The organism is Arthrobacter sp. NPDC057259 (assembly GCF_042668995.1).
Taxonomy (GTDB): domain Bacteria; phylum Actinomycetota; class Actinomycetes; order Actinomycetales; family Micrococcaceae; genus Arthrobacter.
The window spans coordinates 558768-582601 of record NZ_JBHUYA010000001.1; the positions used below are offsets into that span (position 1 = coordinate 558768).

At 70.1% G+C, this 23834-nt stretch carries 22 protein-coding genes; 6 read left to right on the plus strand and 16 right to left on the minus strand.

Going from position 1 to position 23834, the window contains the following annotated elements; translation table 11 throughout:
- Nucleotides 1-34: 34 nt before the first annotated feature.
- Nucleotides 35-439: a nuclear transport factor 2 family protein gene (locus ACFUCU_RS02690; protein WP_377970500.1), complete on the minus strand. Its 405-nt coding sequence runs from the start codon at nt 437-439 to the stop codon at nt 35-37.
- 95 nt (nt 440-534) lie between these two features.
- Between ACFUCU_RS02690 and ACFUCU_RS02695 the strand changes: the two genes are divergently transcribed.
- Complete coding sequence (locus ACFUCU_RS02695; protein ID WP_377970501.1) at nt 535-1608, plus strand: hypothetical protein; 1074 nt, start codon at nt 535-537, stop codon at nt 1606-1608.
- A 9-nt stretch (nt 1609-1617) separates the two neighbouring features.
- Nucleotides 1618-2343, plus strand: a complete 726-nt coding sequence (locus ACFUCU_RS02700) for a peptide deformylase (RefSeq protein WP_377970503.1) — start codon at nt 1618-1620, stop codon at nt 2341-2343.
- A gap of 24 nt (nt 2344-2367) precedes the next feature.
- Here ACFUCU_RS02700 and ACFUCU_RS02705 read toward each other — a convergent pair whose 3' ends face one another.
- Entirely contained in the window at nt 2368-4431 is a 2064-nt protein-coding gene (locus ACFUCU_RS02705; protein WP_377970504.1) for a S9 family peptidase, read from the minus strand.
- A gap of 153 nt (nt 4432-4584) precedes the next feature.
- On the opposite strand from ACFUCU_RS02705, the gene ACFUCU_RS02710 reads away from it, so the two are divergent.
- The 4 genes from ACFUCU_RS02710 to ACFUCU_RS02725 all read left to right on the plus strand — a co-directional run bounded on the left by ACFUCU_RS02710 (nt 4585) and on the right by ACFUCU_RS02725 (nt 7892).
- Nucleotides 4585-5481, plus strand: a complete 897-nt coding sequence (locus ACFUCU_RS02710) for a methyltransferase domain-containing protein (protein WP_377970505.1) — start codon at nt 4585-4587, stop codon at nt 5479-5481.
- Nucleotides 5482-5648: 167 nt separating this feature from the next.
- Nucleotides 5649-6137, plus strand: coding sequence for an NfeD family protein (locus ACFUCU_RS02715; RefSeq protein ID WP_377970507.1), 489 nt, complete (start codon nt 5649-5651; stop codon nt 6135-6137).
- Between the two features lie 78 nt (nt 6138-6215).
- Nucleotides 6216-7196 carry an SPFH domain-containing protein gene (locus ACFUCU_RS02720; protein ID WP_377970509.1) on the plus strand — a complete coding sequence of 327 codons (981 nt, stop codon included), beginning with the start codon at nt 6216-6218 and terminating at the stop codon, nt 7194-7196.
- Between the two features lie 348 nt (nt 7197-7544).
- Complete coding sequence (locus tag ACFUCU_RS02725) at nt 7545-7892, plus strand: RNA polymerase-binding protein RbpA (protein ID WP_290257831.1); 348 nt, start codon at nt 7545-7547, stop codon at nt 7890-7892.
- Nucleotides 7893-7992: 100 nt separating this feature from the next.
- Here the strand turns inward: ACFUCU_RS02725 and ACFUCU_RS02730 are convergent, their stop codons facing one another.
- From ACFUCU_RS02730 to dop, 14 genes are all read right to left on the minus strand, one after another.
- On the minus strand, nt 7993-8730 hold the full coding sequence (locus tag ACFUCU_RS02730; RefSeq protein WP_290257832.1) for a polyprenol monophosphomannose synthase: 738 nt from the start codon (nt 8728-8730) through the stop codon (nt 7993-7995).
- Nucleotides 8731-8873: 143 nt separating this feature from the next.
- Nucleotides 8874-10574, minus strand: a complete 1701-nt coding sequence (locus tag ACFUCU_RS02735) for an amidohydrolase (protein WP_377970512.1) — start codon at nt 10572-10574, stop codon at nt 8874-8876.
- Between the two features lie 106 nt (nt 10575-10680).
- Nucleotides 10681-13647, minus strand: a complete 2967-nt coding sequence (locus tag ACFUCU_RS02740) for a DEAD/DEAH box helicase (protein ID WP_377970514.1) — start codon at nt 13645-13647, stop codon at nt 10681-10683.
- A 24-nt stretch (nt 13648-13671) separates the two neighbouring features.
- Nucleotides 13672-14466, minus strand: a complete 795-nt coding sequence (tatC, locus tag ACFUCU_RS02745; RefSeq protein WP_364135829.1) for a twin-arginine translocase subunit TatC — start codon at nt 14464-14466, stop codon at nt 13672-13674.
- A 48-nt stretch (nt 14467-14514) separates the two neighbouring features.
- On the minus strand, nt 14515-14784 hold the full coding sequence (gene tatA, locus ACFUCU_RS02750) for a Sec-independent protein translocase subunit TatA (protein WP_290257835.1): 270 nt from the start codon (nt 14782-14784) through the stop codon (nt 14515-14517).
- 36 nt (nt 14785-14820) lie between these two features.
- Nucleotides 14821-15222, minus strand: coding sequence for a hypothetical protein (locus tag ACFUCU_RS02755; protein ID WP_377970516.1), 402 nt, complete (start codon nt 15220-15222; stop codon nt 14821-14823).
- A gap of 10 nt (nt 15223-15232) precedes the next feature.
- Nucleotides 15233-17305, minus strand: coding sequence for a helix-turn-helix transcriptional regulator (locus ACFUCU_RS02760; RefSeq protein ID WP_377970517.1), 2073 nt, complete (start codon nt 17303-17305; stop codon nt 15233-15235).
- A 129-nt stretch (nt 17306-17434) separates the two neighbouring features.
- Nucleotides 17435-17830, minus strand: coding sequence for an FKBP-type peptidyl-prolyl cis-trans isomerase (locus ACFUCU_RS02765; RefSeq protein WP_290257838.1), 396 nt, complete (start codon nt 17828-17830; stop codon nt 17435-17437).
- A gap of 46 nt (nt 17831-17876) precedes the next feature.
- Nucleotides 17877-18815: an FKBP-type peptidyl-prolyl cis-trans isomerase gene (locus tag ACFUCU_RS02770; protein ID WP_377970519.1), complete on the minus strand. Its 939-nt coding sequence runs from the start codon at nt 18813-18815 to the stop codon at nt 17877-17879.
- 112 nt (nt 18816-18927) lie between these two features.
- Complete coding sequence (gene pafA, locus ACFUCU_RS02775; RefSeq protein WP_377970520.1) at nt 18928-20292, minus strand: Pup--protein ligase; 1365 nt, start codon at nt 20290-20292, stop codon at nt 18928-18930.
- A gap of 1 nt (nt 20293) precedes the next feature.
- Nucleotides 20294-21001: a proteasome subunit alpha gene (gene prcA, locus ACFUCU_RS02780; RefSeq protein WP_364135746.1), complete on the minus strand. Its 708-nt coding sequence runs from the start codon at nt 20999-21001 to the stop codon at nt 20294-20296.
- 1 nt (nt 21002) lies between these two features.
- Nucleotides 21003-21860: a proteasome subunit beta gene (prcB, locus tag ACFUCU_RS02785; protein ID WP_290257842.1), complete on the minus strand. Its 858-nt coding sequence runs from the start codon at nt 21858-21860 to the stop codon at nt 21003-21005.
- A 63-nt stretch (nt 21861-21923) separates the two neighbouring features.
- On the minus strand, nt 21924-22124 hold the full coding sequence (locus ACFUCU_RS02790; RefSeq protein WP_290257843.1) for a ubiquitin-like protein Pup: 201 nt from the start codon (nt 22122-22124) through the stop codon (nt 21924-21926).
- 89 nt (nt 22125-22213) lie between these two features.
- Nucleotides 22214-23824 (minus strand): depupylase/deamidase Dop, encoded by a 1611-nt coding sequence (gene dop / locus ACFUCU_RS02795; RefSeq protein ID WP_377970796.1) that lies wholly within the window; start codon nt 23822-23824, stop codon nt 22214-22216.
- Between the last annotated feature and the right edge of the window lie 10 nt (nt 23825-23834).

The window sequence follows — 23834 nt, forward strand, 5'->3', positions numbered from 1 at the left end:
GCCCCTTCACCGTGCACTGACGTGTGGGCGGCGCCTACTCGGGGGTGTAGTAACAGTCGTAGCTGTGCTGGCTGACGATCAGGCCGTCGCGGAGTTCGAAGACCGAGGCGGTCCGGGCGCGGATGGTCTCACCCTTGTCCCAGAGCGGCAGGTCCAGCTGCAGGACGGCCGACCATTCCGCCTCCACCGCCACCCGATCCTCTTCGCACGTGGTCCGGCGGACGTCGAAGTGCTGCCCGGTCACGACCTCTCCGCTGCGGTCTGCGGCGGCGAGCACCTGCTCCCGGGTCCGGGTGCTCCCGGCGGGGTCCAACAGGTGGGGAGCCTCCGTCAGGACATAGTCCTCGGCGAGAAATGGCTCCAACGCCGCGGACCCGGCACCGGACTCGATGGCACGGAGCAGTCCCAGCACACGATCCAGGGGCGCGGCGTCAGTCATACCTTGAGACTAACCGAGTGACCAACCGCCCCGGACCCGGCACCTCCCCGAGCCGGCTCCTGCCGCGGTGCGGCACCCGCGCCTACACTGGCCGCATGGGCAGCCCTCCGACCCGCCGCAGGCCACCGCCGGAACGGCGGACGGCGCAGATCCCGCCACACCGGGCCCGCGCCGCGCTGACGATCGTGCCGCTGCTGGTGTCCGTGTTCGTAGCCGTGGCCTGCACCGGCCCCACGGGCCCCGCCGGCCCCGCCGCCACGGGTACATCGCCGCCGGCCGCGCCCACGCCCGGGTCCTCCGTCCCCGCCACCGCGTCTGCCCCGACCGGCACCCCGTCCGCTGCACCCGTGACCGCGGCGATGAACCAGTTCCGGGACAACTACAGCAAGCAGATCGTCGAAATCCAGCTGACCAACACCACCTCCGCCGCCCTCACCGTCGAGGCGGCCGACGTGACCACCGCCCTATTCGCCGGTGCCATCGGCTGGACGACCCCGGGCGGCGGGACCGAACTTCCGCCGGGCCAAGCCAAGAGCCTGCCAGCCCCGCTCCCGGCCGCAGCGTGCCCGGCGGCCGGCGAAGCATCCGGCAATGCCGGAACCGAGGCCACGGGTACGGCATCCGGCAGCGAAGCGAAGGCCGGCGAGGCCACCCTGCGGCTCCGTGACACCACCGGGGCGGTCCGCCAGGTCACGGTTGCCGTCACCGACCCCTTCGGGGTGCTGACCCGGAACAACGACGAACAGTGCGTGGCGCAGGCGGCGAATGCCGTCGCGGGTTTCCGGTTCGCCCCGGACCTGCGGCCCACCGCAGACGGCCGCGCCGCCGTCGTCGACCTCGTCATCACCCCGCGCCACGCTGGAGATTCGACGTCGAAGCAAGCGCTCACCATCGATGGCGTCGGCGGCACCACGCTGCTGGCCGAAGACGCCGCGGCGCCGTGGCCGCACGGGCTGGAGATCACCGCCGACCAGCCCGAACGCGTGGTCCCGTTGGGCCTGCGGCCGGCGCGGTGCGACCCGCACGCCGTGGCCGAGGACAAGGTGGGCACGCTGATACCGCTCCACGTCACCGTGGCAGGCCGGGCAGGCACACTCAAGATCGACGCCGGGATGGCGCTGCGCGGCAGGATCTACGATTTCGTCACCGCCGCGTGCGGTCGCCAGTAGTCTGGAGCCATGCCAGCAGACGCCAGCAACCTCAGTCCAGACACCGATCCGACCAGCGCGGACACCGATTCCGCCGGGACTCCCTCCCTCGACGACCGGATCCGGGAAACCGTCCACCGGATCCTCGAGGCCGGAGTGCTGCCGCCGATCGTGCAGGCTGGCCACCCTGTGCTCCGGCAGAGCGCGGCCCCGTTCACGGGGCAGCTGGACGCCCCCACCCTGTCCGCCCTGATCGATCTGATGCGCCGGGCAATGCACAAAGCGCCGGGGGTGGGTTTGGCCGCCCCGCAGCTGGGCATCCCGCTGCGGCTGGCCGTGCTGGAGGACACGTTCGACGTCGACCCGGAGGTCGCTGCCGTCCGGGGTCGGCAGCCGCTGGAGTTCTTCGCCATGCTCAACCCCAGCTACGAACCCCTCGGCACAGAGCGGAAGGCTTTCTACGAGGGGTGCCTGTCCGTCAACGGACTGCAGGCCGCCGTCCTGCGCCCCGAATCGGTGCGCCTGACCTTCACCGACCCGGACGGCGAGGTGAAGACCAGGGAGTTCACCGGCTGGCAGGCCCGGATCGTCCAGCACGAGACGGACCACGTCAACGGCGTGCTGTATCTGGACAGGGCAGAACTGCGGTCCCTGACCACCAACACCGAATACGCCGCCCGCTGGGCCCAGCCGGACATCACAAAGGCCCGGCAGGAACTGGGATTCCTGCCGGGCCCGGGTGACGCGCGGCCCTAGGACCGGGGGCCTAGGGCCCGGGGCTTAGGACACTGCGTTAGTGGCCGTCGGCAGATACCGGCCCCACCACTGCAGGATCTGCTCGAACCGCTGCCGGCGGTGATGCGGCGTGCCCGAGCGGGACAGCTCGTGGTTCTCGCCCGGGAAGACCAGGAAGGCCGTCTCCACCCCCTGCTGCTTCAGCGCCGTGAAGTAGCGCTGGCCTTGCTCCACCGGACAGCGCAGGTCCTCCTCGCTGTGGATCACCAGGGTGGGAGTGCGCACCTCCCCGATCCGGGCCATGGGGCTCTGGGCTTCCATCTGCTCCGCCGAGCGGCCGGTGTACTCGCCGCCGAAGAACCAGCCGATGTCGGCCGAGCCGGTGAAGCTTACGGGGTCCAGGAAGCCGCGTTCGACGATTGCGCCCTTGAAGCGGTGGTCGTGGCTGATGGTCCAGGCCGTCAGGTAGCCGCCGTAGGAGCCACCCATGATGCCTAGGGCGCCGCCGTCGAGCTCCTCGAACTTCTCCAACGCACCGTCGAGGAAGGCCAGGACGTCCTGCATGTCCACGGTGCCCATCCGCTCCTTGATGCTGCGCCCGTGCTCCTGGCCGTAGCCGGCAGAGCCGCGCGGGTTGCACATCAGCACCGCGTACCCGGCACCGGCGTAGACCTGCGCCTCGTCGAAGAGCGCCCCGGTGAACTGCGCGAAGGGGCCGCCGTGGATGTTCAGCAGCACCGGGTGCGGGCCGCTGCCCTCGGGCATGACCAGCCAGCCGTGCACCGGGTAGCCGTCCGGTGAGGCAAAGGTGAGCTCCTGCGGCACCAGCACGCCGGCCTCCTCCCGCAGCGGAGCCGAGAAGTCGGTGAGCGTCCGGGGCTCCCCCCCGCCGAGCACGGCGACGTCACCGGAGGTCCCGGCGTCGGTGAAACTGATCCAGACGGTTCCGGCTGCATCCGCGGCGCCGGTGACCACGCGCGGCCCGGTTGTCAGAGCGGTGCTGCTGCCGTCGGGGCCGACGCGGAGCAGCTCAACGGCACCGCGCGCGTTGTTCATCACCAGCACGCTGTCCGTCCCGGCCGGTTCCAGCGGGCCCGCGATGTCCTGGGTTTCCGGGTCGCTGAGCCGGACCGCGTCCGCGCCTGCCGGGGGCATCACGTAGAGGGCGGTGTTGCGGGCCACGAAGTCCAGTCCCTCCGGACCGAGGTCCTGGGCCAGGAAGTAAAGGTGGCGGCCGTCGCGGCTCTCCCGGACGGCACCGATGGACAGGGTGCCAGTGCCGGCGGCAGCGGGCCGGACCTCTTCCGGGGCGGGGGCCCCGTCGGCGTTCGCAGCGGCGCCCACCGGGACACGGTAGATCCCGGTGACCAGGTCCCGATCGTGTCCCTCGTGCAGGGCGGCGGTGAAGTAGACGTGGCTGCCGTCGGCGCTGAAGACTGCGCCGTCGTGGTCGGTTGCCGCGTGGGTCAGCTGGCGCGCATCCGGCAGCTTGCCGGAGGACCTCGCGTCGCCGGCGTCCTTGGACGCGTCCTTGCCGGCGTCCTTGAGGGCCCGGCCGGCCGGTGCCACCCAGGGTTCGTCGGTGAGCGCCGGGACATCCAGCAGGAAGAGCTGCTGGGGCTTGTCGGCCGTGTAGCCCACGCCGTTCATCCGGTACTGGTAGTCGGTGATCAGCCGGGCGTCCTCGCCGCCTGCGGAGACGCCGTCAACCGTGCCGTAGCGGCCGTCCTCCGGGGTGCGGGCGGCGAAAACGATGCTGCGGGAATCCGGGGACCAGGCGAAGGCGCCCACTCCGAGCGGTGCGTCGGTGACGGCAACGGGTTCGCCGCCGCCGGCCTCCACGATGTGCAGTTGCGGCTTCCCGCCCGCCGCGGCGCGGATGAAGGCCAGGACCTGCCCGTCCGGGGAGATGGCGGGCGCGGTGTCGCGGAAGCCGCGGGTCAGCCGGCGCGGTGCCCTGTCCGCGTCCGCGGAGACGGACCACAGCTGGCCCACGTAGGAATCGGCGTCGAAATCGGGGCGCACCACGGACACGACGGCGTGGGTTCCGTCGGGGTGGACGGCGGGCGCGGAGACAGACTTGAGCAGGGTCACATGTTGGGGTTTCACGAGTGCGAGCCTAGCCCCGTCCCGGCGGCAGGTGAAATACCTCACAGTCCGGCGTTGCGCCGGCGTCGCCCAGCCGCGGCGGGAGACGAGGGAGTTCTCCGGGAGGTCCGCGGGCTCCTCCGGCCGGAGGCGGCCGGCCCTACGATGGAGACTATGCTTTCCGCCTCCCGTGCCCTCCTCGCCTGCCCGCTGTGCCGGGGAGGCTTCCTTCCCGGGGCGGCCGACGGCGGCGGCCTGGTCTGCGACGCCGGGCATTCATTCGACGCCGCCAAACAGGGTTACATCAACCTCCTGACCGGCAAGGGCACCGTGTTCGAATCGGACTCGGCTGACATGGTGGCGGCCCGGCACGACTTCCTGTCCGCCGGCCACTACCGGCCGCTGGCCGACGCCCTCGCGGAGTTCGCCGCGGCTGCGCTGACGGGCGCCGGAGGCGGGGCGGCGGGGGAAGCCAGCACCGCTGAAGGCGCCCCGGAAGCCGGACCGGCCATCCTGGACGCCGGCACCGGCACCGGTCACTACCTCCGCGCCGTCCTGGACCGGGTTCCCGCCGCCGCCGTCGGGCTGGATATCTCGAAGTTCGCCCTGCGCCGCGCGGCCCGGCTGAATCCTGGCGCGGCGAACCTCGTCGCCGATATCTGGCAGCCGCTGCCCGTCCGGGATGCCGCCGTCGACGTGGTCATGGTGGTCTTCGCGCCGCGCAACGCCGCCGAATTCGCCCGCGTCCTGCGCCCCGGCGGGAGGCTGATCGTGGTGACCCCGCGCCCAGGACACCTAACGGAGGTCGCAGGCACCACGGGCATGCTGGGCATCGAACCGGCCAAGGAGGAACGGCTGGCGGCGGGTCTGGCCGGGCACTTCACGGCGTTGCCCGGACGCGAGGTGGACATCGCCCTGGACCTCACGCCCGACGACGTCGTGAAGCTCGCCCTGATGGGCCCCGCCGGGCATCACCTGGACCGGGCATCCCTCGAGGAGACCCGGGCTCGCCTGGCCTCCCGCACCGCGGTGACGGCCCGGTTCCGGATCAGCGTCTTCACGCCGCTGTAGAGGGAGCGGCGGCCAGAACCGCGCCCCGCCGGCGGGTAACGACTTCACTACGTTCCCGGCTACTGCCGGACCGGAACCCCACCTGGCACCGCATCCCGCCTAGGATGGAAAGACTTTACGGGGCCGCGTCTGCGGCACCGTACCAAGAAAACATCCAGGGGGAGACGATGTTTGAATGGCTGGCCGACAACTGGTGGGCGCTGTGGCTCACGGTGTTCCTGGTGTTCGCCGTGGTGGAAATGCTGACGCTCGACCTGTTCTTCATCATGCTCGGCGGCGGCGCACTCGCGGGCCTGGCGGCCTCCCTCGGCGGAGCGGACCTCTGGCTGCAGATCGTCATCTTCAGCGTCGTGTCCCTCCTGATGGTCGGCTTCGTCCGCCCCGTCGCCCTGAAGCACCTGCGCAGCAGTCCCGCGGACCAGCGCAGCAACATCGAACGCCTCATCGGCGAGCCCGCCGTCGTCCTGGAGCAGGTCAGCTCAGCCGGCGGCCTGGTCAAGATCGGCGGCGACGTCTGGACCGCCCGGCTGGACTCCGGCGTCCTCGAACCCGGCCAGACCGCCACCGTCAGCGCGATCGACGGCGCCACCGCCGTCGTCGTCCCGCGCGGCGGCACCGCAGCCCTCGACCCGGGCGCTGCCGAATCCGGCGCCTAGGCCCGCAAGCACACAACGTGAGATCCCGCGGCGGACCCGCCGCACAGCAAAACCACATATCTGGGGAAAAGGTGATGTATGGATATCGCAGTCGCAGTTGTACTGCTGGTACTCGTGGCGTTCGTGATAATCGTGTTGGTCAGGTCGGTGCGGATCATCCCGCAGGCCCGGGCCGGCGTGGTGGAACGGCTCGGTAAGTACCAGCGGACGCTGAACCCCGGGCTGACCATCCTGATCCCCTTCGTTGACCGGCTCCTGCCGCTGCTGGACCTGCGCGAACAGGTGGTCTCCTTCCCGCCGCAGCCGGTGATTACCGAGGACAACCTGGTGGTCTCCATCGACACCGTGGTCTACTTCCAGGTCACCGACGCCCGCGCCGCCACCTACGAGATTGCCAACTACATCCAGGCCGTGGAACAGCTCACCACCACCACGCTGCGCAACGTGGTGGGTGGCCTGAACCTGGAGGAGGCACTGACCTCCCGCGACCAGATCAACGGCCAGCTCCGCGGCGTGCTGGACGAGGCCACCGGCCGGTGGGGCATCCGGGTGTCCCGGGTGGAGCTCAAGGCCATCGATCCGCCCCACTCCATCCAGGACTCGATGGAGAAGCAGATGCGCGCCGAGCGTGACCGCCGCGCCGCGATCCTGACCGCCGAGGGCACCAAGCAGTCCGCGATCCTCACCGCCGAAGGCCAGCGGCAGTCCTCCATCCTCAAGGCCGAGGGCGACGCCCAGGCGGCGATCCTGCGGGCCGACGGCGAGGCCCAGGCCATTCAGAAGGTCTTCGAGGCGATCCACCAGGGCAACCCGGACCAGAAGCTGCTGGCCTACCAGTACCTGCAGACGCTGCCCAAGCTGGCCGAGGGCAGCTCGAACAAGCTCTGGATCATCCCCAGCGAGGTGGGCGAGGCCCTCAAGGGCATCGGCGGCGCCCTGGGCGGCCTCTCCCCCGAACCTCCGGCCGGTGCGCCGGCTGCGGGTGGGGCACCGACGACGTCGGCAGTCCCGGCAGCTACGTCGTCGACGGGCACTGCAGCGGGCGCCGCGGAGCACTGACCGCACTCCCTGCGAAATCCTGGGAGCGCCGGGCCGGCAGCGGCCCGGCGTTCTCTTTGCCGCTTTGCCTTTACCGCGCCCCCTTTGCCGCGTTCCCCTTTGCCTGGTGGCCCCCGGCAGAGTATAGTGGAGTATTTGTCCGGCCGGTTCACCCTGCTGGAACAAATAGGCTTCGCTGAGCGTTATATCCGGTGGCAGAACACCGCGGCACAACGGCAGGTCCTCCGACCGGCCGCGCCGCCTGCAACGGGTTCACCGGAGAACGCAATGCACACAGTAGTCCGGCGGGTTCAGCCCACGGACTAGCGCAGGGTTCCGGCCCTGCGAACCGATCATGAGGGAGAAAAAATGAGCGATCGCAGCCTGCGGGGTATGCGCCTGGGCGCACAGAGCATGGAGACCGAATCCGGCGTCGAGCCCGCTCCGCGCCAGCGGGTCGAATATCGTTGCGCGGACGGCGAGCAGGTATTCGTCACCTTCTCCTCCGAGGCCGAGATTCCCCCCGTATGGGTTTCCAAGACCGGTAAAGAAGCGCTCCTGGTTGACGGCGAGCGTCCGGTCAACGGCAACGAAAAAGCTGTCCGCACGCACTGGGACATGCTTCTGGAACGCCGCTCCCTGCCGGAGCTGGAGCAGATCCTCGAGGACCGGCTCACCATCCTCCGCGAACGCCGCGGGGAACGCCGCTCCGCCTAGGTCATTACACAAAGAAAGCCGGGCTGGAACCCCTCAGGGGTTCCGGCCCGGCTTTTTGTTTGTCTGCTTTGCCTGCGCCGTTGTGCCGGTCGGCCCCTGGCTACTTGCGGCCGAGCTTGTGGCTCAGGGTGTTCCAGCGGGCGGTCAGGCCCCACTTGGTGACGTTGATCATGGCTTCCACCACGATATTGCCGCTCATCTTGGAGGCGCCCAGCTCACGCTCGACGAAGGTGATGGGGCGTTCGACGATGGTCAGGCCCAGCCGGGCGACGCGCCAGGCCAGGTCCACCTGGAAGCCGTAGCCCACCGAATCGACCGAATCCAGGTTCAGCTTCTCCAGGGTGCTGCGGCGGAACGCGCGGAAGCCGCCGGTGACGTCCTTGATGTTCACGCCGAGCATGATGCGGGCGTAGGTGCTGCCGACGCGGGAAATCGCCTGGCGGTACAGCGGCCAGTTGACCACGCTGCCGCCGGGAACCCAGCGGGAACCCATCGCCAGATCGGCGCCCTGCTCCACGGCCTCGATCAACTGCGGGAGCTGCTCGGGCTTGTGCGAACCGTCGGCGTCCATCTCCACGAGGATGTCGTAGCCGGCGTCGAGACCCCACTTGAAGCCCGCGATGTAGGCGGCGCCCAGGCCGGCCTTGCCCGCCCGGTGCAGCACGTGGACCTGGCTGTCCTCTGCCGCCATCCGGTCGGCCAGCGCGCCGGTGCCGTCGGGGCTGTTGTCGTCGACCACCAGCACATCGGAGGCGGGCACGGCGGTGCGCAGGCGTCCAAGGGTCTTGGGCAACGATTCCAGCTCGTTGTAGGTCGGGATGATCGTGAGGACACGCACAGCGGGGCCTTTCCTTGGAGGGAGCGGTCGGCAGGCCGGGATGGTCGGCGGGAGCCGACGACGGGCACAGCTTCCCATTATAGACAGGGAGTCCGGGCGCCGGCGGGCCGTTCGGGCCGCGCCGGCGGCGGGTCAGCCGCGGGTCAGCGGCCCAGCGAACCGCTCGCGTAGAGTTCGACGCCGTCGCGGACGGTCTGCAGGCAGACCGGGTCGCTGCCGGTGTCCAGCGCCGGGAGCAGCGGCGTGCGGGCGCGCGGGTCGGTGCTCCAGGACTGCACCCGGCCGTCGGCCACCTGGACCATGAGTTCCTCGACCTCCCAGACCGCGAAGCTGGCCGGGGCGCCGGGGACCAGCTGGCCCGCCATCGGGTTTCGGTAGCGGGCCGCTCGCCAGCCAGCGCGGGTGTGTCCCAGGAAGGCTGCCCGCGCGGAGATGCGTTCGCCCTCGTCGTGGTGTTCCAGGCAGGCCCGGACGCTGGACCAGGGGCTCAGCGGGGTGACGGGGCTGTCGCTGCCGAAGCACACCGGGACGCCGGCGGAGTAGAAGGACCCGAAGGGGTTCATGCCCTGCTGCCGGCCGCCCAGGCGCCGGGCGTAGAGGCTGTCCGGGCCGCCCCACAAGGCATCGAAGACCGGCTGGGCGCTGACCGTCACCGAGTACTTGGCCAGGCGCCCGATCGCGGCGGCGTCGGCCAGTTCGACGTGCTCCAGGCGGTGGCCGGCGGCGCGCACGCGTTGCTCGCCCACCTCGGACGCGGCCTGGTCCAGCGCCTCGAGGGCGGCGTCCAGGCCGGCGTCGCCGATCACGTGGAAGCCGGCCTGCAGGCCCAGCTGCGAGCAAGCGGCGATGTGGGCGGCGGCCTCATCGACCGAGAGGTACCGGGTGCCCCGCTCCCCCGGTGCATCCGCGTAGTCCTCGCGCAGCGCCGCGGTCCGGGAGCCGATGGAGCCATCCATGTTCAGGTCACCGGCCAGGCCGAGGACGGAGACGCCCAGGTCCGCCAGGATGGACCTGGCCTCGGCCTCCGAGCCGGCCAGCTGGCCCCAGTACGGCAGCACCTCGGCCGTGGCCGGGCCGGGACGGCCGGCGTCGTTCCAGCCTGCGGCGATCCGCAGGTCCTCGACGCCGCCGATATGCGGGGCGCCCATCTCGGCCAGCGCCACGTAACCGTTGGCGGCTGCCCGGGCCAGCGCCGCCTGCTGGTAGCCGCGCAGCGCGGCGGCCGGGAGGTCACGGGCGGCGCGGCGGGCGGCCGTGTGCGCGGCCCGCTTGACCTGGCCGTCGGCGCCGAAGCCGTCGAGCCCGGACAGCCCGGCGGCGGTGGCCAGGGATGCGGAGACCAGCGCGGAGTGGACATCAACCCGGGACAGGTAGACCGGGCGGCCGCCGGCGGCGCGCTCAAGTTCCTCGCGGCCGGGCAGGGTCGGATCGGACCACTGGGACTCGTCCCAGCCGTGGCCCAGGATCGTCCCGCCGTCGGACCCGGCTCCCGTGCTGCTGCCGGATGCCGCGGCGGCGTGGCGGGCGACGGCGTCGAGCAGCTCGGCGCCGGAGCGCACCTGGCCCAGCTGCAGGGAGTCCAGGGCGATGCCGGTCTCGGTCAGGTGCACGTGGGAGTCGACGAAGCCAGGGGCCAGCAGCGCGCCCTGCAGGTCGACGATGGTCATCGAGTCGTCCGCGATGGAGGTGGCGGCCTGCTCGGACCCCACCCACGCCACCGTGTCCCCGTCCACCAGCATCGCCGTCGCGAAGGGGTCGGCCGCGGTGTAGACCGAGCCGTTGCGGTACAGCGTGACCTTACGCTCGGGGGTGGCAGGCCGGGACTCGGAGGGTGAAGCGGTCATGGACAACGAACTCCTTACTGCGGGCCGCCGGGCACTCCGGCGGCGTGACTGCGGTGGGCGGCCGGAACCGCCGTGAATCTGGTGGGGGCCAGGGAGCTGACCGGCGTTAGGCGACGGCCGAGTAGGCGACGACGCCGCGCTTGACCAGGCTGATGGCATCGGAGCAGAGCCGCGAGACCCGGGGCTCCAACCCGGGGATCTTGGCCAGCTGGTCCAGCAGGTCGATGATCTGCTTGACCCAGCGGACGAAGTCGCCGGCGGCCAGGTCCGTGCCGCTGAGCACCTCCTGAAGGTGCCGGCCCTTGGCCCACTTGAAGACCGGCCAGACCAGCCCCAGCTCCGGTTCCCCGGTCAGGGGCAGCTTGTTCGCCTCCTCGACGTCCTCCAGCGCGGACCATTCCCGGACCACAGTGTCGACCGCGGACTCTAGCGAAACACTCGGCATCTTGGGCCGCAGGCCCCGGTCCTCGCGTTTCGCCTGGTAAACCAGCACGCTGGCGAGGGCCGCAATCTCGGCGGCATCCAGGTCACCGAACGCTCCGAGGCGCAGCGACTGGGAAATCAGCAGGTCCTTCTCGCCGTAGATCCGGCGCAGCCGCTGCCCGTCAGGGCTGATCGAGACCGTTCCGGACTCCCCTGTTTCCAGGTAGCCGTAGACGGAGAGGACACCGCAGACCCTGTCGAAGGTCTTGGCGATGGTGTTGGTCCGGCCCTGGATCTGGCGGACCAGGCCGTCGGTCTCCTGCCGGAGCTTCCACCAGCGCTCGGACCAGCGGGCGTGGTCCTCGCGTTCGCTGCAGCCGTGGCAGGGGTGGGCGCGCAGTTCCCGGCGCAGCTCGGTGATCTTCCGCTCCAGGTTGGGCGCCGCCGCGGCGCGGCCGAAGTCCTCGTTGCGATTCGGCGGCGCCGGCGGCCTGTTCTCACGCAGCGCGTTGTGCACGGAGGAGGCCAGGTCCCGGCGGGACTTGGGCACCTTGGCGTTGAACGCCTTCGGGATCCGCACCCGGGTCAGGGGGCTGATGGGGCCCTCGAGGTCGTGCAGGCCGATCCGGCGCAACTGGTGCTCCATGGTCATGATGGCCGGCCGCGGTTCGCGCGACTGGTGGTCGGAGCTGAGGACGACGGCGAGACCGGGCGTGCGGCCGGAGGGCACGTCGACGACGTCGCCGGGCAGGAGCCGGCTCAGGGAGTCCTCGGTGACGGATTTGCGGGCCCGCGAGGAGTTCTGCGACGCCGACTTTTCGGCCTCGGAGAGGGCCCTGCGGATCCGGGTGTATTCGGTGAAGTCGCCCAGGTGGCAGGTCATGGCCTTGTGGAAGCCGGCCAGCGACTCCTCCCGGCTGCGGACCTGCTTGGCCAGGCCCACCACGGACCGGTCGGCCTGGAACTGCGCGAACGAGGATTCGAGGATCTCGCGTGCCCGGGCCCTGCCGAACTGGGCCACGAGGTTGATCGACATGTTGTAGGTGGGCCGGAAGCTGGAGTTGAGCGGGTAGGTGCGGCGGGAGGCGAGGCCGGCGACGGCGGCGGGGTCGGTGCCGGGCTGCCAGAGCACGACCGCGTGGCCCTCGACGTCGATGCCGCGGCGTCCGGCGCGGCCGGTGAGCTGGGTGTACTCCCCCGCCGTGATGTTCACGTGCGCCTCACCGTTGAACTTGTCGAGCTTTTCAAGCACGACGCAGCGGGCGGGCATGTTCACGCCCAGGGCCAGGGTCTCGGTGGCGAACACGGCCTTGACCAGACCGTCGACGAAGAGCTTCTCCACTACCTCCTTGAAGGTGGGCAGCATGCCGGCGTGGTGGGCGGCGAGGCCGCGGAGCAACCCGTCCCGCCAGCTCCAGAAGCCCAGGACGTCCAGGTCGTCGGAGGGAATGTCCTGGGCGGCCTCGTCCACGCGGCTGGCGATGATGGCCTGTTCCTTCTCCGTGGTCAGCCAGAGCCCGGCCGAGACGCACTGGGCCACCGCGGCGTCGCAGCCGGCCCGGGAGAAGATGAAGGTGATAGCGGGGAGCAGGTCCATCCGGTCCAGGCTGGCGATCACCTGCGGGCGGCTGGCCTTCCGCACCGGGCTGCGCTGCACGGACTGGGGCGCCTCCTCGCGCTGGTTCCGGTGCCGGCGCCGGCCGCGTCCGCCGTGGCCGAAGCGTCCGCGGAAGTTCATCTGGCTCTCGGCCTTGGCCATCGAGAGCAGTTCCGGGTTGACCTCGAAGCCGGCCTTCTCGGTGATGGGCCGGCGCTTGGCGGAGGCCGCGGGCCGGCTGCCGCCATCGTCCGTCCTGCCACCCTCGAGGGTGCCGGCAACGGTGACCCCGTCTCCCCTGGCGACGTCGTCAACATCCGCCGGGCCCGCGGCCGCGACCTCGTCGAAGGTGGTGTCCCCGGCGAAGAGGTCCACGATCTTCCGGCCCACCATGACGTGCTGCCAGAGCGGGATGGGCCGGTGTTCGGAGACGATGACGTCGGTCTGGCCGCGGACGGTGTCCAGCCAGGCGCCGAATTCCTCGGCGTTGGAGACGGTGGCACTGAGCGAGGCCACCTGGACCTCGCTGGGGAGGTGGATGATCACTTCCTCCCAGACCGCGCCGCGGAACCGGTCGGCGAGGTAGTGCACCTCGTCCATCACCACGAAGCCCAGGTCGTCCAGGGTCTCGGAGCCGGCGTAGAGCATGTTGCGCAGCACCTCGGTGGTCATCACCACCACTGGGGCCTCGCCGTTGATGCTGGTGTCACCGGTCAGCAGGCCCACGTTGTCGGCGCCGTACTTGCCGGCCAGCTCGGTGTACTTCTGGTTGCTGAGGGCCTTGATGGGCGTGGTGTAGAACGCCTTGAGGCCGCGCTGCAGGGCCAGGTATATGGCGAATTCGCCGACGATGGTTTTCCCGGCGCCGGTGGGCGCAGCCACCAGCACCCCGCGGCCGGCCTGCAGGGACAAGCAGGCCTCGCGTTGGAACGGGTCAAGGTCAAAGGCGAGCGAACGGGTGAAACCACCCAGGTAGGTCCTGGCCTCGGCGGCCCGTTCGACGCTGGCCCGGTAGCGCTCGGAGGGCGACTCGGGCTCAGGGTTCAACGACATGCTTCCAGCCTAATGTGCTCCGGCCTAGAGATTCTCCAGCTCGGAGCTGGGGGTGGCGCGGTCGGCCGTGGCCTCGGTCTCGGCGTCGATCTTCGCCGCCTTCTTCTCGCGGCGCCGGTCGTTGAGCAGGCACAACCCGATGGCAGTGAAGAACAGCACCAGCATGGGCACGGCCAGGTAGAACATGCTGGTCGCGTCCGCGCCGGGGGCGGCCATCGCCGCGAACAGGCAGACCAGGAAGACCGTGATGCGCCAGCTTTTGAGCAGCTGGCGGCCCTTGACCAGTCCGGCCAGGTTGAGTCCAAACAGCACCACCGGCAGCAGGAACGCGATGCCGAAGGCCAGGAGCAGGCGCAGCACGAAGGACAGGTAGACCTGGGCGCTGATGAAGTTGGAGCCGCCGGAGGGGGTGAACTCGGTGAGAACCCGGACCGCATTCGGCAGCACCAGCCAGGCCAGCAACACGCCTCCGACGAAGAGCGGGACGGCCGCGGCCACGAAGGAGAGCGCCAAGCGGCGTTCCTTTTTGTGCAGCCCGGGCACGATGAAGGCCCAGAGCTGGTAGATCCAGACCGGGCTGGCCACCAGCAGGCCGAGGAACACGGAGACCTGGATCATCAGGTCGAAGGAGCTGGCGACGCCGTCGAAGTTCAGCGACGCCTGCCGGCCCTCGTGCTCGTTGAGGTCCCGGATCGGTTTGATCAGGGCCGCGAGGATGGGCTGGTAAACCAGGAAGCCGACGACCGTGCCCAGCACAACGGCGATCGCCGACTTAAAGAGCCGGTTGCGCAGCTCTTTGAAGTGATCGATCAGGGCCATCCGGCCCTCGGGGTTCGACCGACGGTTCATGGTCACTGCCATGTGGTTCTAGGCGCGCGTGGACGGGGGAACGTCGGTCCCGCCGCCGGGGTGGCCTTCGGGGCCTGCGGTCCGGGGGTGGTTGACCACGCGGCCCTCGACGGCGTCCGGGTCAACCTCGGCCTCGGGCTTGCCGTCCTTTTTCATTTCGCGGACCTCGGACTTGAAAATCCGCATCGACTGACCCAGGCTGCGGGCCATCCCCGGCAACTTCGGCGCTGCGAACAGCACCAGTGCCAGGACGATGATGATGATGAGATGCCAGCCTTCAAGCCTCATGCTGGGTGGTCCTTTCGTTTAGGTACATCCTAATGACTAACGGATATCGAGGTCCCGCAGTGCCTGCGGCTGGCCACGTTCCGTTTTTCGCCGGATCCGGCGAATGCGCCGGGCTTCCTGCCGTGCCGCTTTGGATGCATGGTAATTCTGACGCATCAGCGCGGGAGCGGCAAAAACCGCCGCGCCCGGAGCCGTCACAGGACCCGGGGTGCCGCCTTCTGCCGCGCCGCCGTCCGAGCCTAGGCCGTCGACATGAACAACGGCTGAACCGGGAGTGGACGGTGCCGCCCCGAAGGCCGCGAGCCGGTCCCCCGCCTCACCGAGATCCTTGAGGGTGGCCATGAACTGCCGGAACAACCGCACGCCGAGCACGCCGATGAAGAGCAGCGACAACGCAATCAGCGCCGTCCAGAGCAGGATCCAGGACCACCAAGGCATGCTGTTCAGTCTAGCCGCGCTGCCGCCGCTGGTGCGCCGGCGCCGGCGGGTTTCCGGCCGCGCCGTACGATTCCAACGCAGCGGCCAGCCAGTGGGCGACGTCGGCGGCGAGCCCCGCAGGGGCCACCACGCGGGCGTCGCCGCCGTGGCGGGCCATCAGCATCGGCACCCAGTCGGTGCTGCCGAAGCGCACCTCGGCCAGGAGGTTGCCCCCGGGCAGCGGGGCGGTGCGTTCGGCGTAGTACTCGTCCGCCAGGCCAGCGCCGCGCGGGGTCAATTCGAGGATCACAACGGCGTCGTCGTCGTTCGGGGTGAAGAGCTTTACCGGGAAACCGTCGGCGGGCGCTCCGGCGGCGCTCACCGGCCTGCCGTTGGGGCGAAGGTCCTGGATCCGGTCGAGGCGGAAGTTCCGGACCGCCTCTGCCGAGTGGCAGTACGCCTCGAGGTACCAGGTGCTGTCCAGGGAGTAGAGGCGCAGGGGGTCGACGTCGCGTTCGGAGAAGGCGTCGCGCTGCGGGGCGAGGTACTGCAGGTGCAGCTGGGAGCCGGAGCGGATGGCCTCCCGTGCGGTCTCCAGCGCCGCCGAGTCCTGGGGTGTGACCTCGGGACCGGAGAGGGCGGCGGCCTTGAGGCCCTCCTCGCCGGCGGCGGCCATGAGCTTGAGGGTCACGGACTCCAGGGCTCCGCCCTCCGCGATGCCCGGCAGCCCGTTGAGCGCCTCCAGGCCGGTGAGCAGCGCGCAGGCCTCATCGACGGTGAAGCGGACGGGCCGGGTGAGGTCCAGGTCCTGGATGATGAAGACGTGGTCGTCGTCCCAGCGGATGTCCAGCAGGTCGTCCGGGTAGCCCTCCGGGAGGCCGGAGCAGATCAGGATTTGCAGGTCCTCCTCGAGCACCTTCCGGGTGACGCCGAAGCGGTCGGCCACCTCGCTGATGTGCAGTCCCTGGTTATGCACCAGGAACGGGATCAGCTGGAGCATGCGCTTGAGCTGATCTTCGGAGGTGCGTTTGCGGGTGCGCTTCCCTGCCTGCGGTCCGGCGGGAGCGAAATCGACGGCGGGCACCGGGGCGGCCGAAAACTCCGCCGCGGCTTCCAGCCGGCGCAGCACCGCGTCCCGCAGCGGGGCCGGGCCGGCGACGACGGCCTTCGCCCCGTACGCGGCGAGCTCGGCGGCAAACGTCTCCTCGTCCCGGTACGGCACCAGCAGCCGGTCGTAGCCCTCGCGCTGGGCCGCTCCGCCGTCGTCCGCTCCACCGTCCGCTCCGGTCGCCGTGTCCACTGCGCCGGGGTCCGCCGCGTGCCGCCGCAGCCCCGGCAGGGAGCCCGCGGCGACGTCGACGGCGGCGTGCCGGACGGGCAGTTCGGGCAGGGCCGCGAGCTGGTCGCGGACGTTGAACGCCGGCGGCGGCGTGAAGGTTTCCTGCTCCAGGACGGTGACGGCGGAGGTGAACCGGGAGAGCCGGAAGAACCGCTTGTCTTTGCGGCTACGGTCGTAGCCGATCAGGTACCACTGGCCGAAGCGGCTGCCCAGGCCCCAGGGTTCCACGGTGCGCAGTTCCTCGCGGCCGGTGCTGCCGGCCCGGTAGGCGAAGGCCACCGGGTGCTGGGCGTGGACGGCGGTGACCAGGTCCTCGAAGACCTGCCCGGCGGGGCGGATCCGGGGCTGGACGCCGGCTGGGAGCTCGGCGTCGGCCAGGCCGCCGGCGGCCTGGAGCTTGCGGACGGCGTTGCGAGCGGCGGAGCCCAGCGCTGCCTGCTCCCACAGCTGAGCCGCCAGCATCAGGACCGCGGATTCCTCGGGGGTGAGGCTCACGTCCGGCAGCCGGTTGGACTCCTTGCCGATCCGGTAGCGGGTGGTGGCCGGGTCGTCAGAGCCCCAGCCCTTATCCATGACGGTCTCCACCTCGAAGCCGAAGCGGCGGAGTTCGTCCTTGTCCCGTTCGAACATGCGCCCGAAGGCGGCCTCGGAGCTGGTGGTGTCGTGGTAGACCTTGCGGCGCAGCTCACCGCGGCGCAGGCCGTAGGTGGTGTTCAGCAGCGCGATCAGCAGGTTCAGGAGACGTTCGGTACGTGAGGCGGACACCCCGCAAGGCTACTAAAGTTCCGCGGCGTTAAACGGCGGAAGCGCGGCACCCGGGGAAGTTGTTTCCTCCTGGGTGCCGCGCCGCCGCGGAAGGTGCCGGACTTAGGGGCCCGGCGGGGTGGTACGCCCTTAGCGGACGGCCACGAGGTCGACCACGAAGATCAGGGCCTCGTTGGGGCCGATCGCTCCGCCGGCGCCACGGGAGCCGTAGGCCAGTTCGGAGGGGATCTCGAGCCGGCGGCGGCCGCCGACCTTCATGCCCAGGAGGCCCTGGTCCCAGCCCTGGATGACCTGGCCGACGCCGACCCGGAAATCCAGCGGTGCGCCGCGGCCCCAGGAGGCGTCGAATTCTTCACCGGTGGACCAGGCCACGCCCACGTAGTGGGTGGAGACGGTGTCGCCGGCCTTGGCCTCGGCACCGTCGCCCTCGATCAGGTCCTTGATGACCAGCTCGGTGGGGACGTCGCCTTCCGGGAAGTCGATCTCGGGCTTCTGGCGGTCGAGGTTGCGCTGTCCAAATGACATGTGTGCTCCTTCGGGGTGCTTGGGTGTGGTGCGGAATGCGGAAGGGTTACTTGACGCCGAGGATGTCGACGACGAACACGAGGTCGCCGACCGGCTGGCCGCTGGCGGCAGTGGCCTCGGGGTAGGCGAGGGCCTTGGGAACGACCAGGAGGACGCGGGAGCCGACGGTCTTGCCGGTCAGGCCCTGGGTCCAGCCCTTGATCACGCCGTTGAGCGGGAAGGAGGCCTTCTTGCCGCTGTCGAAGCTGGAATCGAAGACCTTGCCGTCGGCGAGGGTCGCGCCGACGTAGTTCACCGTGATGGTGTCGGTCTCCTTGATGGCCTGTCCCTTGCCCTTGATCAGGTCCTGGGAGACGAGCGCGGTCGGTGCGGCGACGCCGTTGACCGAGATGACCGGAACGCCCTTGTCGTTATCCTTCACGGTCGGCAGGCCGGCCGGCGGCGTCACGGCGTCGCCTTCGGGCTTGTCGAGGACCTTCGGGGCGTCCTTGGCGGCGAGGATCTTGATGACGATCAGCTGAGAGGGCTGCGCGGGGGCGCCCTCGGCGCCGGCCTGGCCGGGAACGGCGAGGGCCAGCTGGGAGCCGACCTTGGCGCCGACGAACGCGTTGTAGATGACGGCGCTGCCGGACTTCAGGTCGTCGTTGAGTTCGAGCTTCTCCGGGTCCTTCGGGAAGGTGTCCTCAACAGTGGAACCGTCCTTGCCGTTGAACGCGACGATCGAGATGTCTGCGACCTGGTTGGCCTTGACCCTGTCGCCGTTGCCTTCGGTGACCACCTTGATGGTGGGGTCTTTGACCTCCAGCGGCTTGGTGAAGTCGACGCCGGGGGCCTTCTTGTCGCCGTTGTCGGTCAGTTTCAGCGAGTCCAGCTTCGCGGTCTCGCCGGCGGACTGGCTGGTGGGCTCCGGGGCCGCCTTGTCGCCGCCACCGCAGGCGGTGAGCAGCAGCAGTCCGGGAAGAAGAATTGCTAGTAGTCGGCGCACGTAAGAACTTTCGTCGGGGCAGGATGGACGCCATGCCGGGCTCATGCCGGCGGCAAGGCAAGCGGTTGCCGGGAAACGGCACCTTCTCCAGAGTAACGCGGAAAGCTGGGTATCAGCCCATAGCGTCCAGCAGGGCATCCACCCGGTCGTCCACGCTGCGGAACGGATCCTTGCAGAGGATGGTCTGGTGGGCGCGGTCGTTGAGCTTGAGGTGGACCCAGTCGACCGTGTAGTCCCGGCCCAGTTCCTGGGCCCGGCGGACGAAGTCGCCGCGGAGCTTCGCACGGGTGGTCTGCGGCGGGGCGTCGACGGCGTCCTTGACCGCGGTGTCGTCCACCAGTCGCCGGGCCGCGCCGCGCGACTGGAGCAGGTAGAACAGCCCGCGGCTGCGCGAGATGTCGTGGTAGGTCAGGTCCAGCTGCGCAATCCGCGGGGCATCCAGTTCCAGCCCGTGCCGGGTCCGGTAGCTGTCCATCAGCTTCTTCTTGATGGCCCAGTCCACCTCGGTGTCGATGGCGCTGGTGTCCCCGCTCTCGATCGCGTCCAGCGTCCGCTCCCAGAGGTCCAGGATCAGCGGGACGTGGGCGTTGTGCGCGCCCTTGTCCGCCACGAACTCGGTGACCTTGTTCAGGTATTCGCGTTGGATCTCCAGGGCGGTGAGCTGCCGGCCGTTGGCCAGGCGGACCAGGGCCCGGCCGGTCAGGTCGTGGGAGATCTCGCGGATGCTCCGGATCGGGTTCTCCATCCGCATGTCGCGCATGATTACTCCTGCCTCGATCATCCGCAGGATCAGGTCCACCGTCCCGACTTTGAGCAGCGTGGTGGTCTCGGACATGTTCGAGTCGCCCACGATCACGTGCAGCCGTCGGTAGAACTCGGCGTCGGCGTGCGGCTCATCCCGGGTGTTGATGATCGGCCGGGACCTGGTGGTGGCCGAGGAGACGCCCTCCCAGATGTGGTCCGCGCGCTGGGAGAACGCGTAGGTGGCGCCGTGCGGGGTCTTCAGGATCTTGCCGGCGCCCGCAATCAGCTGGCGGGTGACCAGGAACGGGATCAGGATCTCGGCCAGCCGGGAGAACTCGCCGCGGCGCGGGATGAGGTAATTTTCGTGGCTGCCGTAGGAGTTTCCGGCCGAGTCGGTGTTGTTCTTGAACAGGTAGACGGTGCCGTTGAAACCCTCGGCGGCGAGGCGCTCCTGCGCCTCGGCCACGAGGTCATCCAGGATCAGCTCGCCGGCGCGGTCGTGGGCGATCAGCTGCACCAGGTCATCGCATTCGGCGGTGGCGTACTCCGGGTGGGATCCAACGTCCAGGTATAGCCGTGAGCCGTTGGTGAGGAACACATTGGAGGAGCGTCCCCAGCTGACCACCTTGCGGAATAGGTAGCGGGCCACTTCCTCCGGGGCGAGCGGCCGGGACTCCGGGCTCGAATAGGAGATCCCGAATTCGGTTTCGATGCCGAAAATTCTCTTGTCCATGTCAGTTTCCCTCCGCCAGCAGCGCGGCAAGTTCGGCGTCGTCGAGCCGGCGGAAGGCCCGCCGGGTGCCGCGCGCGGTTTCCGAGCCGCGGTCCAGGACGGCCACCTCGACGGCGGAGACCGGCAGGGCAGCCGCGTCCCGGTCCGCCACGAGGCCGGCCAGCGCGAGCCGGATGGCCCCGCCGAAGTCGAGGTCCCCGCGCCAGCCGTCGGCCACGGCCTCGGAAACCTTGTCGGCCTGTCCGCCCATCACGATGAATCCCTGTTCGTCGGCGATCGAACCGTCGAAGGTAAGCCTGTAGAGGTGGTCCGCCTCCGGGGCGGGTCCCACCTCGGCGACGGCCAGCTCCACCTCGAAAGGCTTCTGCTCCGCGGTGAACACGGCCCCCAGGCTCTGGGCGTAGACACTGGCCAGGCCGCGCGCGGTGACGTCCTCACGGTCGTAGGAGTAGCCGCGGACGTCGGCGTAGCGCACCCCCGCCTGCCGCAGGCTCTCGAATTCGTTGTACTTGCCGACCGCCGCGAAGGCGATCTTGTCGTAGATCTCGCCGATCTTGTGCAGCGACGGGGAGGGGTTCTCCGCCACCAGGGCGATGCCGTCCCGGCAGCTGACCACCACCACGGACCGGCCCCGGGAAATACCCTTCCGGGCGAAGTCGGCCCGGTCCTTCATGAGTTGTTCCGGGGAGACGTAGAACTGCTGGGTCATCTCAGGCCTCCCTCTGTGCGGCCGTGCGGGCGTCGATGATGCCGCCGGCCACGGCGGCCAGCTGCGCTTCGGGGACCCGGACCGCGCCGGCCCGGTCGACGGTGTAGACCACGGGCCAAAGCTGCCGTACGGGGTCGGGCCCGCCGGTGGCGGAGTCGTCGTCGGCGGCGTCGTAGAGGGCCTCGACGGCCACCTGGACGGCGTCGGCGCCGCTGAGCCCCGGCCGCCACAGTTTCTTCAGCGCGCCGCGGGCGAAGACGGAGCCGGAGCCGACGGCGTGGTGCTCCTGTTCCTCGTAGCGGCCGCCGGTCACGTCGTAGGAGAACAGCCGGCCGATGCCCGCCGTGCGGTCGAAGCCGGCGAACAGCGGGACCACGGCCAGGCCCTGCATGGCCATCGGGAGGTTGCCGCGGACCATGGCGCCGAGGCGGTTGGCCTTGCCGTCCAGGCTCAGCTGCGTGCCCTCGATCTTCTCGTAGTGTTCGAGCTCGACCTGGAAGAGACGCGTGATGTCGATGGCGATGCCGGCGGTCCCGGCGATGCCCAGCACCGAGTAGTGGTCGGCCGGGAAAACCTTTTCGATGTGCCGGCTGGCGATCATGTTGCCCATCGTTGCGCGCCGGTCCCCCGCCATCAGGACTCCCCCGGCGTAGGTCAGGGCGACGATCGTGGTGGCGTGCGGCACGCCGGCCAGGGCCGAGCCGTTGCCGGGAAGGTGGCCGGCGGTCAGTCCCGCCGGGGCGCCGGACCCCGCAGAGAGTGCGTTGTAGGGCAGCAGTTCGGGCCGCGAGCGTTGCAGGTGCTCGGCGAACGAGGACGACGCCCCCGCCATCACCTGGTCGGCTGAATTGTCCAGCATTGGTGCACTCCCTCCACGTAGTGAATCAATGGCTGCCGCGGCCCGTCCGCGGCCCGGGGCTGGCTACTGGCCGCCCTTTTGCACGAATGCGCGGACGAACTCCTCGGCATTGGATTCCAGGACGCCGTCGATTTCGTCGAGCAGGTCGTCCACGCCCTGGGTTGCCTCTGAAGCCTGGGCCTCGGGCGCGGCGGGCGGCGGGGCGACGTCCTCCTCGACCTCGGTGTCGCGGGACTGCGGCTGCATCTGCTCCTGGCCTGCCATGATCTTCTCCTTCGCTGTCCGTCCCGCTCGGCGCGGGACTTCCTGTAAGCCATATTGCCACGCTGCCGGACCCTGCGGGGGCTTTGGCGTCAGGAGGCCGGCGCCTGGCCCAGCAGCTCGGCCAGGAACGCCCCGGCGTCCTGGTGCCGGTCGAACAAAGCGCCGGTCAGGGCCTCGGTTCCGCGCAGCGGTTCGCGGGTGGGGACGCGCTGCAGCTTGCCCCGGCCGGGGAGGTCGAAGATCACCGAATCCCAGCTGGCACCGACCAGGTCGTGCCCGAAGCGGCTGACGCAGCGGCCGCGGAAATAGGCCCGCGTGTCCGACGGCGGCTCGCCGACGGCGCGCTGGATCTCCGCCTCCGTGGCAACCCGTTGCATCCGGCCGCGGGCGAGGAGCCGGTGGTAGAGGCCCTTCTCGGGGCGGATGTCCGCCCACTGCAGGTCCACCAGGCCCAGCCGGGCATCGGACCAGTCCAGCCCGTCCCGCTGCCGGTAGCCCTCCAGCAGGGACAGCTTGGCCAGCCATTCCACGGAGGACGCGGCCGCCGCCCGGTCGCCGTCGAGCGCGGTCAGCGTCGCAGCCCACCGGTCCAGCAGCGCGCGGGTGTGCCCGTCGCCGTCGACGGCGTCGCCCACCCCGGTCTCCTGGGCGAGCTTGGACGCGGCCTCGTGGTACATCCACTGGATGTCCAGGGCGGTGACGCGGCGGCCGTCCTTGAGCCGAAGCGTGGCGGTCAGGGCCGTGTCGTGGCTGACGGACTGCAGCGCCGCCACCGGGTCGTGGACCTCGATCCGCGGGGCCAGGCCCGCTTCGATCAGGCTGAGGACCGCCGCGGTGGTGCCGAACTTGAGGTAGTTGGCGGCCTCGCTCAAGTTGGCGTCGCCGATGATCACGTGCAGCCGGCGGTACTTGTCCGCCGTGGCGTGCGGTTCGTCGCGGGTGTTGATGATCGGCCGTCGGATGGTGGTTTCCAGCCCCACCTCGGTCTCGAAGAAGTCGGCGCGCTGGCTGATCTGGTAGCCGGCGCGGGAGCTGTCCTGGCCGAGACCCACGCGGCCCGCCCCGCACATGACCTGCCGGGTGATGAAGAACGGCGTCAGGCCGCGGACGATGTCGCCGAACGGCGTGGAGCGCGGCATCAGGTAGTTCTCGTGTGAGCCGTAGGAGACGGACTTGTTGTCCGTGTTGTTCTTGTAGAGGTTGATCGGCGGCAATTCCGGGTCGGCCGCCAGCCGGCGGACCGCGGCGAGGGCCACCAGGTCACCGGCGGCGTCCCAGACGACGGCGTCGTGCGGGTTGGTGACTTCGGGGCTGGAATACTCCGGGTGGGCGTGGTCGACGTAGAGCCTCGCCCCGTTGCCGAGGACCATGTTCATCAGCAGCGAGCCGGACTCGTCCTCGCCGTCGCGCTCCAGCTCGCCGCGGCCGTAGGCCAGCGCCACCGACTCGGCATCAAGCACCGGCGGCCGGTCGGTCAGCTGCTCGGGATCCGCCGCGGCCCGCTCCACCGTCCAGCCGCGGGCGTCGTGCAGCGGCTCCTCGTCGGTGTAGTCCCAGCGGGTTTCCGCTCCGCCGGCGGCCCGCTGGCGGGTGACCTGGGCGTATGCCTGGATCACCCGGGCGGACATCATGGTGGCGTTCGCGCCCGGCGCGGACGGGGCGTGGATCCCGTATTCGGTTTCTGATCCCATCACCCGCATCACGCCGCCG